Source organism: Vibrio kyushuensis (assembly GCF_050337325.1).
GTDB lineage: Bacteria > Pseudomonadota > Gammaproteobacteria > Enterobacterales > Vibrionaceae > Vibrio > Vibrio kyushuensis.
Genome location: NZ_JAKJSV010000003.1, coordinates 417,066 through 433,176, shown reverse-complemented (window position 1 = coordinate 433,176; position 16,111 = coordinate 417,066). Strand labels below are relative to the sequence as shown.

General features: G+C 43.3%; 12 protein-coding genes. 5 read left to right on the top strand and 7 right to left on the bottom strand.

The window, feature by feature from the left end; all coding sequences use genetic code 11:
- Positions 1–106: 106 nt before the first annotated feature.
- From rsmC to hemL, 3 genes are all read right to left on the bottom strand, one after another.
- Complete coding sequence (rsmC, locus tag L4D20_RS08385; protein WP_428801125.1) at positions 107–1,132, bottom strand: 16S rRNA (guanine(1207)-N(2))-methyltransferase RsmC; 1,026 nt, start codon at positions 1,130–1,132, stop codon at positions 107–109.
- A 98-nt stretch (positions 1,133–1,230) separates the two neighbouring features.
- Entirely contained in the window at positions 1,231–2,316 is a 1,086-nt protein-coding gene (locus L4D20_RS08380) for an AI-2E family transporter (protein WP_428801124.1), read from the bottom strand.
- Positions 2,317–2,639: 323 nt separating this feature from the next.
- Positions 2,640–3,932 (bottom strand): glutamate-1-semialdehyde 2,1-aminomutase, encoded by a 1,293-nt coding sequence (gene hemL / locus L4D20_RS08375; RefSeq protein ID WP_428801123.1) that lies wholly within the window; start codon positions 3,930–3,932, stop codon positions 2,640–2,642.
- 279 nt (positions 3,933–4,211) lie between these two features.
- Between hemL and erpA the strand changes: the two genes are divergently transcribed.
- From erpA to L4D20_RS08360, 3 genes are all read left to right on the top strand, one after another.
- Positions 4,212–4,553: an iron-sulfur cluster insertion protein ErpA gene (gene erpA / locus L4D20_RS08370; protein WP_248007507.1), complete on the top strand. Its 342-nt coding sequence runs from the start codon at positions 4,212–4,214 to the stop codon at positions 4,551–4,553.
- Between the two features lie 98 nt (positions 4,554–4,651).
- Positions 4,652–5,749, top strand: coding sequence for an efflux RND transporter periplasmic adaptor subunit (locus L4D20_RS08365; protein WP_428801122.1), 1,098 nt, complete (start codon positions 4,652–4,654; stop codon positions 5,747–5,749).
- An 8-nt stretch (positions 5,750–5,757) separates the two neighbouring features.
- Positions 5,758–8,886 carry an efflux RND transporter permease subunit gene (locus tag L4D20_RS08360; protein WP_428801121.1) on the top strand — a complete coding sequence of 1,043 codons (3,129 nt, stop codon included), beginning with the start codon at positions 5,758–5,760 and terminating at the stop codon, positions 8,884–8,886.
- A gap of 116 nt (positions 8,887–9,002) precedes the next feature.
- Here L4D20_RS08360 and shyC read toward each other — a convergent pair whose 3' ends face one another.
- Positions 9,003–10,295, bottom strand: a complete 1,293-nt coding sequence (gene shyC, locus L4D20_RS08355; RefSeq protein ID WP_428801120.1) for a peptidoglycan DD-endopeptidase ShyC — start codon at positions 10,293–10,295, stop codon at positions 9,003–9,005.
- A gap of 129 nt (positions 10,296–10,424) precedes the next feature.
- On the opposite strand from shyC, the gene tyrS reads away from it, so the two are divergent.
- Positions 10,425–11,612 carry a tyrosine--tRNA ligase gene (tyrS, locus tag L4D20_RS08350; RefSeq protein ID WP_428801119.1) on the top strand — a complete coding sequence of 396 codons (1,188 nt, stop codon included), beginning with the start codon at positions 10,425–10,427 and terminating at the stop codon, positions 11,610–11,612.
- An 83-nt stretch (positions 11,613–11,695) separates the two neighbouring features.
- On the opposite strand, the gene L4D20_RS08345 is transcribed toward tyrS, so the two are convergent.
- The gene (locus L4D20_RS08345) at positions 11,696–12,112 is read right to left on the bottom strand and encodes a YbaN family protein (RefSeq protein ID WP_428801118.1); all 417 of its coding nucleotides are present in this window, start codon (positions 12,110–12,112) and stop codon (positions 11,696–11,698) included.
- 431 nt (positions 12,113–12,543) lie between these two features.
- Between L4D20_RS08345 and L4D20_RS08340 the strand changes: the two genes are divergently transcribed.
- Positions 12,544–13,389, top strand: coding sequence for a magnesium transporter (locus tag L4D20_RS08340; RefSeq protein WP_428801117.1), 846 nt, complete (start codon positions 12,544–12,546; stop codon positions 13,387–13,389).
- A 47-nt stretch (positions 13,390–13,436) separates the two neighbouring features.
- On the opposite strand, the gene dacB is transcribed toward L4D20_RS08340, so the two are convergent.
- Positions 13,437–14,900, bottom strand: a complete 1,464-nt coding sequence (dacB, locus tag L4D20_RS08335; protein ID WP_428801116.1) for a serine-type D-Ala-D-Ala carboxypeptidase — start codon at positions 14,898–14,900, stop codon at positions 13,437–13,439.
- A gap of 130 nt (positions 14,901–15,030) precedes the next feature.
- A complete protein-coding gene (locus L4D20_RS08330; RefSeq protein WP_428801115.1) occupies positions 15,031–16,020 on the bottom strand; it encodes a porin in 990 nt (329 codons plus the stop codon).
- Positions 16,021–16,111 lie beyond the last annotated feature (91 nt).

Below are 16,111 nucleotides of genomic sequence, written 5' to 3'. Positions count from 1 at the left end.
AAGTCACTACTAATTCGTGTTCAAAGGCGCATAAAAGCGCCAATATGCGTTGAGTTGAGGTTGTTTTAACCGTTTGCAGGCTGAGCTTTGTCGGTTTTAACGAAAGCTATGCTTTATGTGCTGAATAGATAGCGAACTTGCTGGTCTTATTTAGCGTCTCGCAATTACTAAATGCTTGCTGAATAATCGGGATATATTTGAGAAAACTATTGGCAACGATAAACAGTTGTCCTCGAGGTTTAAGCTTCTTTGGTGCATCAGCGAGTAAGGTCTCTGTCGCGCTATAGCTAGTATCTAACCCTGAGTGAAAAGGAGGGTTGCTGATAATAAACTGATAATCGTTGGCGCAGTCAGAATAGACATCGGTCGCAAACACATGGCCCGAAAGCCCGTTTGCAATGAGCGTTTGCTGAGTGGATGCAACAGCTAAGGCGCTGATATCGCACATCTCAAGATTAATATCAGGATTTAGGCTTGCCATTACAGCGCCAAGAACTCCAGCCCCGCAGCCAAAATCGAGTACTTTTCCTCTAAGTGTTGGCAACGTGTCTAGCAACAACTTACTGCCAATATCAAACTCACCATGACTGAACACGCCGGGTAGGCTCTTAATGATAAGGTCTTGATCGTTATAACTGACTTGGTAAGTTTTGAACCATTCATTTAAGACAAACGGTGCTGGTTGCTCAACGCATTGGCCCCAGTAAAAAGAGCAGCGTCTTGCTGAGTCAAATTTAGTGATTGGACCGTAAGGCTTAAACATCTTTTCGATGCTTCTAACCCCGGAACGATTTTCACCTACCACGATGATCTCTGTCTCTTTACCTAACTTGCTCATGAGCATTGAAAGTAGGTAATCAGCTTCGGCTTTCGCTTTAGGCCAGTAAAGCAAAATCATATCTGCTTGAGTTTGCTCTGTTAGCTCAGCACCGAAATAGCAATTCACTTGAGCATGAGGTTTTACTTGTCTGTAATAGCCATAGTTAGTGGTGTAAATCGATACTGATTCACAATGTTCAACCAATTCAAGAGGAAAAAGATCCTCAGCTTCACCAGCAACAAGAACGTGCTTTCCTTCAAAGTAGGCGAGTTGACGTTGGGCAATTTGACTAGGGGCAGTATAAGCAGACATGGTTGAATTCAGTAGTAGGTCAAGTGAGGGCTGATTTTCTCATAATCTGCCCTCAGCTAGAAGTGTTTATCCTGTGTCGTCGCTATTTAGTGTTACGACTAACTATTATCTTGTTTGGTCAGAAAGCCTTTAAAATCTTCTTCATAGATAGTAAATAAAACGATGGTGATAGCGAATATAAGTGGACCGTAAATAAGACCAATTAAACCAAACAGTTGAATACCACCTAGCAGTGAGAAGAAGATCATTAAGGTATTCATCCCCGCGCTACCTTGCATTAATAGTGGTCGCAAAATATTGTCAATTGACCCTACAACAGCAATGCTCCAAATCGCTAGGAAGATCGCCCAGTTCACTTCACCGACTAAATAAAGGTAGATTGTGGCAGGTATCCAGATTAATGCGGTGCCGACGACAGGGATAAATGAAGCGAACCCCATCATCGTTCCCCAGAATAGACCTGGGAATCCTGCTAACCACATACCGATACCACCGGCAAAACCTTGTGCGATGGCCGTAAGAAATGACCCCATCACTGCCGATTTTGATACTTGCTCAATCTCAGTTAACAGGCGATCTTCTTGGCTACGAGAGAGTGGCAATATATGGCGAACAGCGCCAATGATCTTGTCGTGGTCACGAAGCAAAAAGAACAGCACAAACAGCATTAAGAAGAAATCCATTAAGAAATGCGTAGCATCGCCTAAGATCTTGGCACTAATCGCAACAAGGTTTGAGCCAAGAGACGTGGCAAGTTGGCCGACCTTAGAAGCAATCTCTTGAGGCTTTATTTCGTCAAATGGTAAGTAGGTATTAGCGAACGCCAGTGCTTTAACAACGAGTGGATGTTCAAGTAAAGTATTGATACCGCCATGAGTGACCCACTGATAAGTACTTTGGGAAAAAGTCGATCCTTGCTGAACAATAGCCGCAAAGACGACAAGCAGGGGCAGCACAATAATAAAGGTTAAGATGACACAAGAGAGCAGAGATACGGTATTTCTGTGCTTAGGGAGTTTCTTTTCAAGCCACTCATGAATGGGAAACATCAGTAGTGAAATAATAAACGCCATTACAATTGAGTTAACATAAGGTTCAATAAGTAAATAGCAGGCATAAGCGGATGCGATTAACGCGGCGATTAACACCCAATGACTGGAGTTTATTTTGATTTTATCGTTCACAGGGTAGCCTATCTCTATATGTGTATAGAAACATAATGACCGTAAAACAAAATGTTATCAACGGAAGCGAAGTAAGATATTACAAAGCCATCTGTCATTAATGAGGAAAAACTAATGGGATGCTGCAATAAAGATGAGAGTGGTCAATGTGGCCAGCATAAATCAGCGCTGAAAAAGAGACTTCCCATTAGCTGGTTTAAACTGACACTATTTATATTGCTCGTGCTAGTCGTTGTAAATTGGCAATAAAAAAGCGGGCCTATTTCAGCTCGCTTTAACTACAGGTATCAACCCATATTAGAATGGGCGATAACGCTATCTATTTATGCTTCTTGAGCAATCAGTGCAAAACAGCGATCCGCTGCTTCTAGTGTTGCTTCAAGCTCTTTTGAGCCATGAGCCAATGAAAGAAAGCTAGCTTCAAAAGCTGAAGGTGCAAGGTAAACACCGTGCTGAATCATCAGGTGGAAGAAGCGTTTAAAGCGTTCTACATCGCACTTAGTCACATCTTCATAGCAAGTTACTGTCTCTTGCTCTGTAAAGAAGAAGCCAAACATGCCGCCGACTTGGTTAACCACCAGTGGAATGCCGTGTTTGTCAGCCAAAGATTTGAAACCATCCGCAATGTATTTTGTTTTGTTTGCAAGACGCTTTTCGTTGCCTTCTTCTTTTAGCAAGTTAAGACACGCAAGACCTGCAGCCATTGCTACTGGGTTACCTGATAGAGTGCCTGCTTGATACACTGGACCAGTAGGAGCAATGTGTTGCATCACTTCTTTAGAACCACCAAAAGCACCGACTGGCATTCCGCCACCGATAACTTTACCAAGAGTCGTTAGATCTGGTTTGATGTTGTAGTGCGCTTGAGCACCACCTAAAGCGACGCGAAATCCTGTCATGACTTCATCAAAAATAAGCAGTGCGCCTTCTTGATCACAAATCTCACGTAGACCTTCGTGAAAGCCTTCAATCGGTGGAATACAGTTCATGTTGCCAGCGACAGGCTCAACGATGATACATGCGATCTCACCTTTATTGGCTGCAAACAGTTCACGGACTGATTCAAGGTTATTAAAGGTTGCTGTTAGCGTGTGCTTAGCAAAATCTTCAGGAACACCCGGAGAGCTTGGTTGACCAAGCGTTAGAGCGCCAGAGCCTGCTTTAACTAATAGGCTGTCTGCGTGGCCGTGGTAACAGCCTTCAAACTTAAGGATTTTATCTCGATTGGTATAACCACGAGCAAGACGAATTGCACTCATGGTTGCTTCAGTACCAGAGCTCACCATGCGAAGTTGTTCCATTGAAGGGACAAGCTCAGAGACGAGCTCTGCCATGTTGATTTCTGTTTCAGTTGGTGCGCCAAAGCTTAAACCGCGTTGAGCTGCATCGATTACTGCTTCACGAATAACGCCGTGATTGTGGCCTAGAATCATTGGTCCCCAAGAGCCAACATAATCAATGTACGCTTTGCCATCAGCATCAAAAATCAAAGGACCATCTGCTCTTTCTACAAAAATTGGAGAGCCACCAACACCGTTGAAAGCGCGAACAGGAGAGTTAACTCCTCCTGGGATAGTTTTCTGGGCTTTTTGATAGAGTTCTGCTGATTTGGTCATCGGTACATCCTCGTTTGATTATTAGGACCAAGTTGCTTCGCATTGTACCGATCCGATTAGGAACTAGAAATCTTTTGCTGCGTTTTCTGCTCTTTTTCACATCTTCATCGTTAATTACGGGTATAAATTTATGGAAAAGTCGATTCAAGGCTAGGAATACTTGAACGAAAAAGTCAGGTATTAGATAATCGAGTCATTATTAAAAAAGATACACCCATTCGTTATTTGATTAACACATAATGATGCGAGCGGGGATTACACGAAGTAAGAGAGGTCGTCGTGAGCGAAGTAAATGTACCATTGTCTTTTTCTGATGCAGCAGCAACGCGTGTACAGACATTGATTTCAGAAGAAGAAAATCCAGCACTTAAACTGCGCGTTTATATTACCGGCGGTGGTTGTAGTGGTTTCCAATATGGCTTTACGTTTGATGAAAATGTAAATGATGGTGATACAACGATTGTAAATAGTGGTGTAACTTTGGTGGTTGACCCTATGAGCTTACAGTACTTAGTTGGTGGTGTTGTGGATTATACAGAGGGGCTAGAAGGTGCTCGCTTCTTTATCGATAATCCGAACGCAACAACAACGTGTGGTTGTGGAGCATCGTTTAGCGTTTAGATATTTACGTAATAAAACATGATGATGCAGTTAGGTATTTGATCTAACTGCAACCCGCGAATGAGGATGTATTGCGGGTAATACAAAAAGGATGTTATATGCCCAGCTTTCCCATCGCTCGATTCTTTTCGCAGCGCCCATGGCTCGTATCTTTAATTCTAGTTCTACTATTAACGACTTGGCTTGGTTTAGGTTCTCTCAACGCAGAAGAGAGTAAACCCACTGATTCAAAGCCTGCTATTCCCTTAGCTAAAGTGGTCTATCAAACCTTTATTGCCGAACAAACTCCAAGAAGAATTGATCTTTACGGTCGAACTGCGCCGGATAAACAAGCCCAAATTGGTGCAGAGATAGCGGGAAAAATAGACAAGTTAGTGGTACGCAAAGGCAGCTCCGTTAAAAAAGGGCAGGTAATCGCATCCATCGATAAAGGCGACTTAGCCATTCAACTTCAACGTGCTCAAGCGATGCTAAAAGTACGTAAGAAAGAGTTTGATGCTGCTCAGTCTTTGAAAAAGAAAGGTCTACAAGGCGAGGTTGCTTATGCGACAGCCGAAGCCTCTTTAGTTGAAGCGAAAGCAATGGTTAGTAACGTCAAAGTGGCGCTTGATAATACTCAGGTTACCGCGCCGTTTTCTGGCATTGTTGAGCACCTCTTCATTGAAAAAGGTGACTTTGTAGGAATTGGCGATCCTGTTGCCAAAGTTATCGACCTTAATCGTCTGGTTATTGAAGCTGATGTAAGTGAGCGTCATATTCAAAAACTCATTGCGAAACAGACAGCTCAGATTCGTTTTATCAATGGCGCAACGGTTGAAGGTCAGCTTCGATATATCTCTCGTGTATCGTCAACGTCGACTAACACCTTTCCCATTGAAATTGAAATTGCTAACCCTAATCAAAAAATCCCAGCAGGTATTAGCGCTGAAGTAGAGCTGACACTTGATGAGCAACTAGCGATAAAAGTGACACCAGCAATGTTAGCACTCGATGAAGTTGGCAACCTTGGTGTTAAAACGTTGGCTAACGACATTGTTCAATTTGTTCCGATTCAGTTAGTGAAAGCAGAGCAAGATGGGGTTTGGCTATCTGGCCTTGGTGATGAAGTGAAGATCATTACTGTTGGACAAGGCTTTGTTCGAGATGGTGACTCAGTTGAAGCTGTCGAGTTCTTACCGACAGAACAGCAGCTTTAGGAGCGATTATGTACTCATTAATTGATGCTGCATTGTCTCGTACACGGACAATGATCAGCTTGCTGATCCTCATTTTGATCGCCGGGGCTGGTACTTACATTACGATTCCTAAAGAGTCGAGCCCTGATATTACCATCCCGATTATCTATGTTTCGATTGGTCACCAAGGTATCTCTCCGTCAGATGCTGAGCGTCTATTAGTTCGACCTGTTGAGCAAGAACTACGTGCTATTGAAGGCGTAAAAGAGATGACCTCGACTGCCTCTGAAGGTCACGGTTCGGTCACTCTAGAGTTTAATGTTGGCGCTGATCTAACCAAAGCAATGGCGGACGTTCGTGATGCGGTCGATCTTGCCAAGCCTAAGTTACCTGCTGAGAGTGATGAGCCAACGGTCAACGAGGTGACTTTGGCGTCAGAAGAGCCTGCGCTGTCTGTGGTGCTTTATGGCACTGTACCTGAGCGCACTATTGTACAAATTAGCCGTCAGATACGAGACAAACTCGAAAGCTACCGACAGGTATTAGAAGTTGATATCGCGGGTGATCGTGATGACATTGTCGAGATTATTGTCGATCCACTGCTAATGGAGAGCTATGGCCTTGACCAAGGTGATATCTATAACCTGATTGCCTTGAATAATAAGGTGGTTGCGGCTGGCTTTGTTGATACTGGCTATGGCCGTTTCTCGGTCAAAGTGCCTTCCGTTTTTGATTCGCTGAAAGATGTGCTAGAGCTACCGGTTAAAGTAGATGGCAAACAAGTCATTACCTTTGGTGATGTAGCGACAGTTAGACGAGCGTTTAGAGATCCAGAAAGCTACGCCCGTTTGGATGGTAAATCAGCGGTTGTCATGGACGTTAAAAAGCGCGCTGGTGAAAACATTATTGATACCGTTGAATTAGTAAAAACGGTCTTAGCTGAAGCGCAAAAACGTCCTGAGTGGCCAAATAATCTCTTGGTGAAATACACTTGGGATCAGTCTAAAGACGTTAAGTTGATGCTTAATGATCTGCAAAATAATATTCTTTCTGCCATCATCTTGGTTGTTATCGTCATCATCGCAATTTTAGGTGTTCGTACCGCCTTATTGGTGGGTATATCCATCCCGGGTTCATTCCTTACTGGCTTGTTGGTTCTGTCGCTCTTCGGGTTAACTATCAACATTGTTGTGCTGTTCTCGTTGATCATGGCGGTAGGTATGCTGGTGGACGGCGCGATTGTCGTGACCGAGTTTGCTGATAGGCGAATGCAAGAGGGAACACCAAGAAGGCAAGCCTACCGAGACGCTGCAAAACGAATGTCATGGCCGATTATTGCATCGACAGCCACAACACTCGCCGCGTTCGCACCACTACTATTCTGGCCTGATATTACAGGCGAGTTTATGAAGTACCTTCCACTAACTCTAATCGCTACATTATCTGCTTCACTGGTAATGGCGCTTCTGTTTGTACCAGTACTTGGTGGATTGATTGGTAAGCCACAAAATGTCACAACGGCAAGCCGTAGCCGAATGGTGGCACTGCATGATGGTGACTTTGATAAAGCCGAAGGGTTTACCAAGCTTTATTACAACACATTAGCTATCGCGATAAAGCATCCACTTAAAATCTTGTTTGGTGCGATTATTTTATCCATCAGTGTTGGCTTCACTTACTCTAAAGCTGGACTAGGGGCTGAATTCTTCCCTGAAGTTGATCCTCCATTCTTTACTGTAAAAGTACGTTCATTTGGTGATCTCTCGATTAATGAAAAAGATGTCATCATGCGTGAAATCGAAACCGTTATGCTGGGTCATGATGAGTTCGAAAGTGTCTACACCAAGACAGGCGGTACAGAAGAGATTGGTCAGATTCAAATTACCCCTGTTGAGTGGCAGCACCGTCGCCGCGTCAAAGATATTATTGAAGATCTCAAACTCACCACTGATAAGTTTGCAGGTGTTGAGATTGAATATAAATTCCCAGACGCAGGGCCGCCCGTAGCACATGATCTAGTAATAGAGATGTCGGCTAGAATTCCGGATCAACTTGATGACGCCGCTAAAATTGTTCGTCACTGGGCTGATAATAATCCAGCCTTTACCAATATTAGTGATACCTCAAGTAAAGAGGGTATCGATTGGCGAATTGATATCAGACGTGATGATGCGTCTCGCTTTGCGGCAGACGCGACATTAGTCGGTAATACGGTTCAGTTTGTGACAAATGGTCTTAAAATTGGTGATTACTTACCGGATGACGCAAACGAAGAAGTAGATATTCTGGTTCGATATCCTGAAGAGAAACGTGATATTGGGCGATTCGATCAGTTGCGGGTTAAGACAGCGGCTGGGCTTGTTCCCATCACTAACTTTGCTCAAATTGTTCCGGACCATAAGCAAGATACAATTCGTCGTATTGATGGTAATCGTGTTATCAACATAATGGCGGACATTGGTGAAGGATATAACCTTGCGCTTGAGTTGCCAAAAATCCAACAGGCAATCAATGAACTTGGGCTACCAAGTGGGGTTGAGTTTAAGATTCGCGGACAGAATGAAGAGCAAGAGAACTCCTCGGCATTCTTACAAAATGCTTTTCTTGTTGCATTAGCTGTTATGGCGCTAATTTTAGTGACTCAGTTTAATAGCTTTTACCAAGCGTTTTTAATCTTAAGTGCCGTGCTGTTTTCAACAGTGGGTGTTTTTGCTGGTCTGCTAATCTTCCAAAAACCATTTGGTATTGTGATGTCGGGAATTGGTGTGATTGCGCTTGCCGGTATTGTTGTGAACAACAACATCGTACTAATTGACACCTTTAATCAACTTGTTCGACGCGGTTTAAGCCGTCAAGAAGCGATTCTAAGAACGGGTGTACAACGTCTACGTCCAGTTATGCTGACAACGGTAACAACGATCTTAGGTCTGATGCCGATGGTCTTAGAGATGAATGTCGACTTGATTAATCAGAAGGTAGAGTTTGGTGCACCAAGTACTCAATGGTGGTCACAGCTGGCGACAGCAATAGCGGGCGGACTCGCATTTGCAACGGTACTGACCTTGGTATTAACACCTTGTCTATTGATGTTAAGTAAAAAGCATAAGCTTGAGGGAAATGACCAAAAACCGATTGAGGTAACTGAAGCTAGCAACTAATGCTTAGAGCATATTTAGCGATAAAAATGCCCATCACGTGATGGGCATTTTTGTATCGATAACGCGCTGTAATTTAACTTTCCGCACGGCTGAGTCGTTACTAATTAATACTGCGACTAGTTATTGGCATACAAGAGCTCACTGTAACGGTCTAGTCTCGCTAAACGAATTTCAGAATTGGCAATAAAGGTCGCTTTTGCTTTTCCTGTTAGAGACTTAGACTCTGGTAGCTTCACTGTTCTAGCATTCTTGTGTACGCCATTAACAAGGAACTCATAGTGCAAATGAGGACCAGTCACACGACCCGTCCCACCAAGTGTACCGATGGTCTGTCCTTGTTTAACGCGTTCACCGGTTTTGACTCGTCGTTTGCTTAGGTGAAGGTATTTAGTGATATAAGTGCTGCTGTGGCGAATGAAGACGTAATTACCATTGAATTGGTTGTAACTCGATTTCTGTACAATACCATCACCCGCAGCCCAAATAGGCGTACCAACAGGTGCCGCGTAATCGGTGCCTCTGTGCGCGCGAACCTTACCTGTCACAGGGTGTCGACGAGTTGGGTTAAAGTTTGACGTCACACGACGAAAATCAACGGGGGAGCGAAGGAAAGCTTTCTTCATTGCTCGACCATTCTCATCGTAGTAGTTACCTGTGTTGTCGTCGAGAACAGCCGTGAAGGTATCCCCTTGGTTACTGAATATGGCGGCGATAATTTTACCTCGGCCAATGACTTCACCTTCTACGACCTGTTCTTGATAGAGCATCTTAAATTGGTCTCCACTGCGTATGTCGAGAGCAAAATCGATATCCCAGCCAAAAATCCCTGCAAGCTCCATAATTTGGTTTGCGGTTAAACCTGCATTGACGCCTGCATTCCAGAAGTTAGAGGTGATATCCGCTTCAGCGTAGTTGTATTGGTACTGAAGCTCTTTTTTATCAAAGGTTGAATCAAAACCATCTGCTGTTTTAGATACAACGAAAGTCTCGTAAGCACTCAGTTTTCGTTTCAGTTGAATCAACTCATTGTTTTCATTAAAACCAAATTGAAAAACATCACCGGGTTTAATTCGAGTCAGCTGATTCTTAATATCATCGTTGGTGGTGGTCAAGTTATATAGCAGGCGAGAGGATAGCCCCAACCGTTGAAACAGAATAGCGGCACTTTCTCCAGAGCCAATCTTATGCTTTTCCCAACGTAAACCAGCCAAAGGTGAAATGGATGTACCCGGTGAAAGAGCTTCGGCATTAATGGTGAGTGGGTAATGACGACCTATTTCATAGGTGCTTTTTTCCTGTCGTAAATCTTTTGGATCAGGAAGAAAGAAGAGAGCAATAGTGATCACCGCACTAAAAAAGGCAATAAGTGCACGGTGAACCCATGGAAGACGATTAAAAATAGACAGCATTTTAGCGTTCGTTCTATAAAAGTTAATAAAATAGCTAGCCGTTTAGTCTAACTGGTTTCAAAACACATCGCTATTCGAGTAAGATGGCAAACTATAAAATTTTTGCCAAATCTGTGGGAGTGAACAAGAATGGCGAGTATCGAAGCTGCATTGGCAGAAATAAAACGTGGTGTTGACGAATTAATTCCAGAAGAAGAGTTAATTGCGAAGTTAAAAGAGAACCGTCCACTAAGAATTAAATTAGGTGCCGATCCAACGGCGCCAGATATCCACTTGGGCCACACAGTTATTTTAAATAAACTGCGAGCGTTCCAAGAGCTAGGCCATGACGTTACCTTTTTGATTGGTGACTTCACTGGCATGGTTGGCGACCCAACGGGTAAGAATACGACTCGCCCACCATTGACTCGCGAAGATGTACTTCGCAATGCAGAAACCTATAAAGAGCAAGTTTTCAAGATCCTAGACCCGGCGAAAACTAAAATTCAGTTTAACTCTGAATGGTTGTCTGAATTAGGTGCTGAAGGCATGATTCGTCTGGCTTCAAACCTAACGGTTGCACGTATGCTTGAGCGTGATGACTTTAAAAAGCGTTATGCTGGTGGTCAGCCAATTGCGATTCACGAGTTTATGTACCCGCTACTGCAAGGTTATGACTCTGTAGCCATGGAAACAGATGTTGAGCTTGGTGGTACTGATCAGAAGTTTAACCTTCTGATGGGGCGTGAACTGCAAAAAGGCCACGGTCAGAAACCACAAGTTGTATTGACGATGCCTCTTCTAGTTGGCCTTGATGGCGTGAAGAAGATGTCTAAGTCTGCGCACAACTACATTGGTGTTAGCGATGCACCAAGCGATATGTTTGGTAAGATCATGTCTATCTCTGACGTATTGATGTGGAGCTATTACGAGCTACTATCTTTCCGCCCATTAGAAGAGATCGAACAATTCAAAGCTGGCGTTGAAGCGGGTAAAAACCCTCGTGATGTGAAAGTGCTTCTAGCGAAAGAGATCATTGCGCGTTTCCACTCAGATGCAGATGCAGATGCAGCTGAGCAAGAATTCGTTAACCGTTTTGCTAAAAACCAAATTCCTGATGAGATGCCTGAGTTTACCTTTGAAGCCGGTTTACCTGTTGCAAACATCTTAAAAGAAGCAGGCCTTTGTGGTTCAACTTCTGACGCTATGCGTATGGTTAAGCAAGGCGCAGCTAAGATTGAAGGTGAGAAAGTAGCAGACGCGAAATTCACACCAGAAGCGGGTACTTACGTATTCCAAGTTGGTAAACGTAAATTTGCACGTATTACGATTGCTTAAGAACTGACTTACTTTAACGCTGAATTGTTTAAGAACGAATTAGCTTAAGTTCGATGGTAAACATGTAATCACAAGAAAGCGCCTTAGGGCGCTTTTTTTATGCATGTTTTAAAGCGCAGGATAAACCATGTTTCAAATATAAGTAGAGCGGCAATGGCATACTGCCAATGAGTTCCGTAGGCAATGAAGTACAAAACGCTGCCCATAGAGAGCCAAATCAATACTAGAGACTGCGTTTTCTCCATAGGGGTTAAACCTTGATTTTCTTTTAATCGCCGAGCGAGAGGTCCAAGACGTGGGTGATCGAGTAACCATTGTTGGAATTTTGGAGAGGCTGAGCCAAAACAGTAGAGTGCTAATAAGATAAATGGGACCGTTGGTAGAAGAGGAACGGTGATACCTATGGAGCCAAGAATCACGCAGGTCCAACCCACGCACATATACCCTTTACGTTTTACGTATTCTTTGGAAAGTGGACGGTTATTTTTTCCATCACTCATTCATCACCTAGCTAGTTTGTTGTTGTTATATAAGAGTATTGGTTGAGTTGAATTGAATTGGCAAATTATTAACAAAAATAGTCGATATTTAGCTGATCTGATCTTTGAGATTTGATATTATGCGCGCGCTGCTATTACAGCAGTTCATTCGGAGATAACTATGAACAATACCGACCATCCTCCTAGTATGAAGGGAGAAAAGTAACCGCTTCGGTATTGTCGATCTTCGCGCCTGCCTTGCGGTAGGGCATGTTTCATATTCCCCTCTATTTTTCTCCATTTCCCTCTAGACACCATAAGCTTGCGACGAAATATTGTTGTAGGGTTTGTTATGAGTTTAAATTAATAACGATTCTCTGAGTCACTATTCTTTAACCACTTAAAACACTTATGCGTGATGGTCGTTACCTTTGCCAATCGGGAGATTCGCCATGACGGTAATGAGCAATACTTACATTGAAAACACACCAAACTTTTCACAAGAAGAGATCGGTGCAGCGCGCAACGCTTTTTTGCAATATGACCAAGAGAAGCAATTACACCTATTAACAGTAATGCCAATTGAAGAAGCCGTGGCGATTTTACACCACTGTTCTGTCGGTTATGTTCAGCAACTTATCAGTTTGTTAGAAGCGGAAGGGCACGATAAAAGAGCCAGACACTATGCGCACCAACTAGGCATTATTCACTCGGAAGTTGAGACAGCCGAGGGCTACTTAACAACCAGTGTTCTTGAGCACGTAAAGCAGCGCATAGGTTGGATCATCGCACTTGCACTATTAGGCATCGTTTCAGGCCTTATTATTGCGCAGTATGAAGATACATTAAGTCAGCTGATTTTACTGGCTATTTATATGCCAGTGATTGCGGCAGCTGGTGGTAACACGGGAACACAAGCGGCGACTTTGGTTATACGTGCGTTAGCAACTGGTGAGCTGAAAAAGAGGCAGTGGTTAGCCGTTTTATGGAAGGAGAGCCGAGTAGCGGTTTGTCTTGCTTTGGCAATATCCATTGTGATGATTGGGCGAATTTTGCTATTTAGTGATTCCGTATCCACTGGCGGCTTTGATATTAATATCATAGCGTTAGCAATCGCCATCGCTCTGTTTATTCAGGTAACCATTTCAACCACGCTAGGCGGAATTTTACCTATTATTGCAAGAGCGGTGAAACTAGACCCAGCAGTACTTGTTAGCCCGGTTCTAGCTTCTATTGTTGATATTTCAGGGATATGGATCTATTTCACGGTAGTGAACTACTTCCTAGGCATCGGCTAAATAGCAGAGTAGTAGGAAGCAGAACCATCGTTATTGAGCAACGTTGGCTATTGAGTAGAAACAGTCTGACTAAATGAAACGATATCTTGATAAAAGAGTGTTTCGAAGTGAGTAATAGGAGCAATGACAGGTTTGTCGTTGCTCCTTTTTATTGGGTGGTAATCTGAAACGAACTGAACAAATAACGAGGTAGGTTGACCTTGTGAATCAAGCCCATACCCTGCCATATTATAACTACCGTATAGAGAACCACTTTTAGCAATCAATTGGCCTTTAATTGGCGCTTTTCGCATACTTCTTCGATATTGCAGCGTGCCTGTCTCGCCTGAGGTTGGCATGACCGAAATCAGTTTAAGATCTGATTCGTGATCCCAAATATAACGCAATACATCAGCCATATCTTGGCTGGTTATTCGGTTGTTTCTCGAAAGACCTGAACCATCGACAAGCTGTGCCTTTTCAAGATCAATTCCTGTCTTTGCTATGATGATCTGTTTAATCGCTAACGTGCCGTTTTTAAAACTTCCCGGCTGTAGGTAGAAGGTACTGCCAATGGTTTTGGTTAAGTTGTCTGCAATGAGGTTATCTGATTTTTTGAGCATAGTATCGAGCAGTTCAGGTAGCTTTGGCGAGTTATGCTTGGCGATAAGCATTGCCGTTGAGCTATCAAACGAAGAGTTAGGCTGACCGACCTTAACCGAACCATGAAGATCAATGCCAAGCTGATTTAACAGCGTGTAAACCATACGAGTGGTGTATTGCGTAGGATTTTGCACGGCAAACTTAAGCGGAAGAGGTTTACTTCGCTCAACTAAGCAACCATTAAGTTGATACTGGTTGTTGTTCTCTGTCGTCAGTTCAAGGTCGCACTGGCTGCTCTCTTGCTCTATTTTACTGACCGTTTGAGCTTTGGTGGATACATGAATAGGGAATTGTTCAGGCACGTAGACACGAGTTTTCCCATTGTCTAACGTATAGATACTGGCTTGAACGCAGTTTTCATCCAGTGTGATGGCACTTGCCGGCGCACTGTAGCAAACACCTAGAATATCCCACGGCCAACCTACCGCTCGCTCGTAGCCAGTAAAGCTAGAGTCATCTAACCAGATATCGCCTTTGATCGTTGTGATACCCTTGTTTTTGGCGGTTTTTAGTAAGCTCTTTAGGTTTTGAGTGGTGATGGTTGGGTCACCGGTGAATTCAATCACAAGGTCATCGCTGTGCTGAAACAGTGAGGTTTGATAGTGAAACTCATCGCCAAGCTCTAGCTTAGCAGCAAGTGCTGTGACGAGTTTTAAGGTACTCGCGGGTGGAAAAAACTGCTGAGTGTTTTCAGACAGAGAAGTCGCACGTGGGCTTTCTAGACTTTCAAGTACTAAGCTGTTTCGGCTGCCGTCAGGGAGTATTGATGTGTGTTCATAACTAAGTGTAGAAAAACTAGTACCCAATAAAGTAATTAATAGTGTGTGTAGCAAGAGTTTTCTGTGTTGAAAAAGAGAAGAGAAAGTCATCGCTGAGGCGGTCCTATAAAATTGCATGGTTTGAGTATAAAGAGGGGATGGAATAAGGCAAAGATAACTATCTCTTAGATATGAAAAAGGTCCGGCATTAGCCAGACCTTTGATTGTCAGTTGCTTGAAATTAGAAAGAGTATTTCAGGCCTAGACGTAGTGTATCTTCAGCCATATCCGTACCAACATCGCTTTCACTTAAGTTGTTAAGCTGATAAGCAACGTAGGCATTGATGCTTTTGTTGAATGCATAGTCACCAGTGATTTCAAAGAAATCACTTTCTTTAGTTTTCACGCTAGCAAGTTTAGTATCTGTTTTCTGGTATGCACCTTTCAGAGCAAAACCATTACCGAAGCCGTATACTGCCGCAAGTTCCACACCATCAAACTCTTCTTTGGTTTTATCATCGATATCACCAGTAGTATAAGTACCAGCTAGGTATAGAGAGTCTAGTGTGTAATTAACGCCTGCAATGATAGCGTCACTAGAACCTGCACCGTCACCATTATCACCACCAGAATAACCAAGGCCAAAGCCTAAGCCCATTGGTAGTGTATAGATTGCAGAAATACCGTAGCCATCAGTATCTTTTGCTTCACCTGCAACGTAACTTGCTTTTAGGCTAAGCGCATCAAAGTTACCTGCATAAGCGATGGTGTTGTTGATCTGCTCGTTACTAGCATCGATGAACTCTTTTTGAGCGCCAGTGAACGTAGTTACGTCTGACATTTGAGATATTTGAACAGCAGCAGTATCTTGACGACCAAATGATACTGCACCAAAGTTGCCTTTTAGTCCCGCATACATGTAACGCTCTTTAAATTTCGAATTACGGCTACTATCTGAGCTTGATTCCAAGCCTTGCTCACCTTCGTAGAAACCAAAGCCGCTTAGTGTGTCTGAAATCTGAGTTGTACCGCCAACATTTAAGCGGAAACGACTTTGATTTGCCATTGTGCCTTCAATCTTTTCACCGCCATTACCAATGAAATCACCACGAAATTCAGCACGACCGCCAACATTCAGATCAGTACCATCTTCACTGTATACGTTAGCTGCACTTGCGCCTGTTGATACTGCTGCAGCTACCACCGCTAGAGCAATTAGAGTCTTTTTCATTTTATTAGTCCTATTTTATTGTCCATAAATAGTTATTATTTTGCGAGGTAAATAAAACCTTCACGCTAGTATCGTCGACCCTACACCAGCT

Bases quoted from the DNA above. Each gene is read 5' to 3' on its own strand.
- rsmC (WP_428801125.1), bottom strand. From the start codon at position 1,132: ATGTCTGCTTATACTGCCCCTAGTCAAATTGCCCAACGTCAACTCGCC.
- hemL (WP_428801123.1), bottom strand. From the start codon at position 3,932: ATGACCAAATCAGCAGAACTCTATCAAAAAGCCCAGAAAACTATCCCA.
- L4D20_RS08365 (WP_428801122.1), top strand. From the start codon at position 4,652: ATGCCCAGCTTTCCCATCGCTCGATTCTTTTCGCAGCGCCCATGGCTC.
- L4D20_RS08360 (WP_428801121.1), top strand. From the start codon at position 5,758: ATGTACTCATTAATTGATGCTGCATTGTCTCGTACACGGACAATGATC.
- shyC (WP_428801120.1), bottom strand. From the start codon at position 10,295: ATGCTGTCTATTTTTAATCGTCTTCCATGGGTTCACCGTGCACTTATT.
- tyrS (WP_428801119.1), top strand. From the start codon at position 10,425: ATGGCGAGTATCGAAGCTGCATTGGCAGAAATAAAACGTGGTGTTGAC.
- L4D20_RS08345 (WP_428801118.1), bottom strand. From the start codon at position 12,112: ATGAGTGATGGAAAAAATAACCGTCCACTTTCCAAAGAATACGTAAAA.
- L4D20_RS08340 (WP_428801117.1), top strand. From the start codon at position 12,544: ATGACGGTAATGAGCAATACTTACATTGAAAACACACCAAACTTTTCA.
- dacB (WP_428801116.1), bottom strand. From the start codon at position 14,900: ATGACTTTCTCTTCTCTTTTTCAACACAGAAAACTCTTGCTACACACA.
- L4D20_RS08330 (WP_428801115.1), bottom strand. From the start codon at position 16,020: ATGAAAAAGACTCTAATTGCTCTAGCGGTGGTAGCTGCAGCAGTATCA.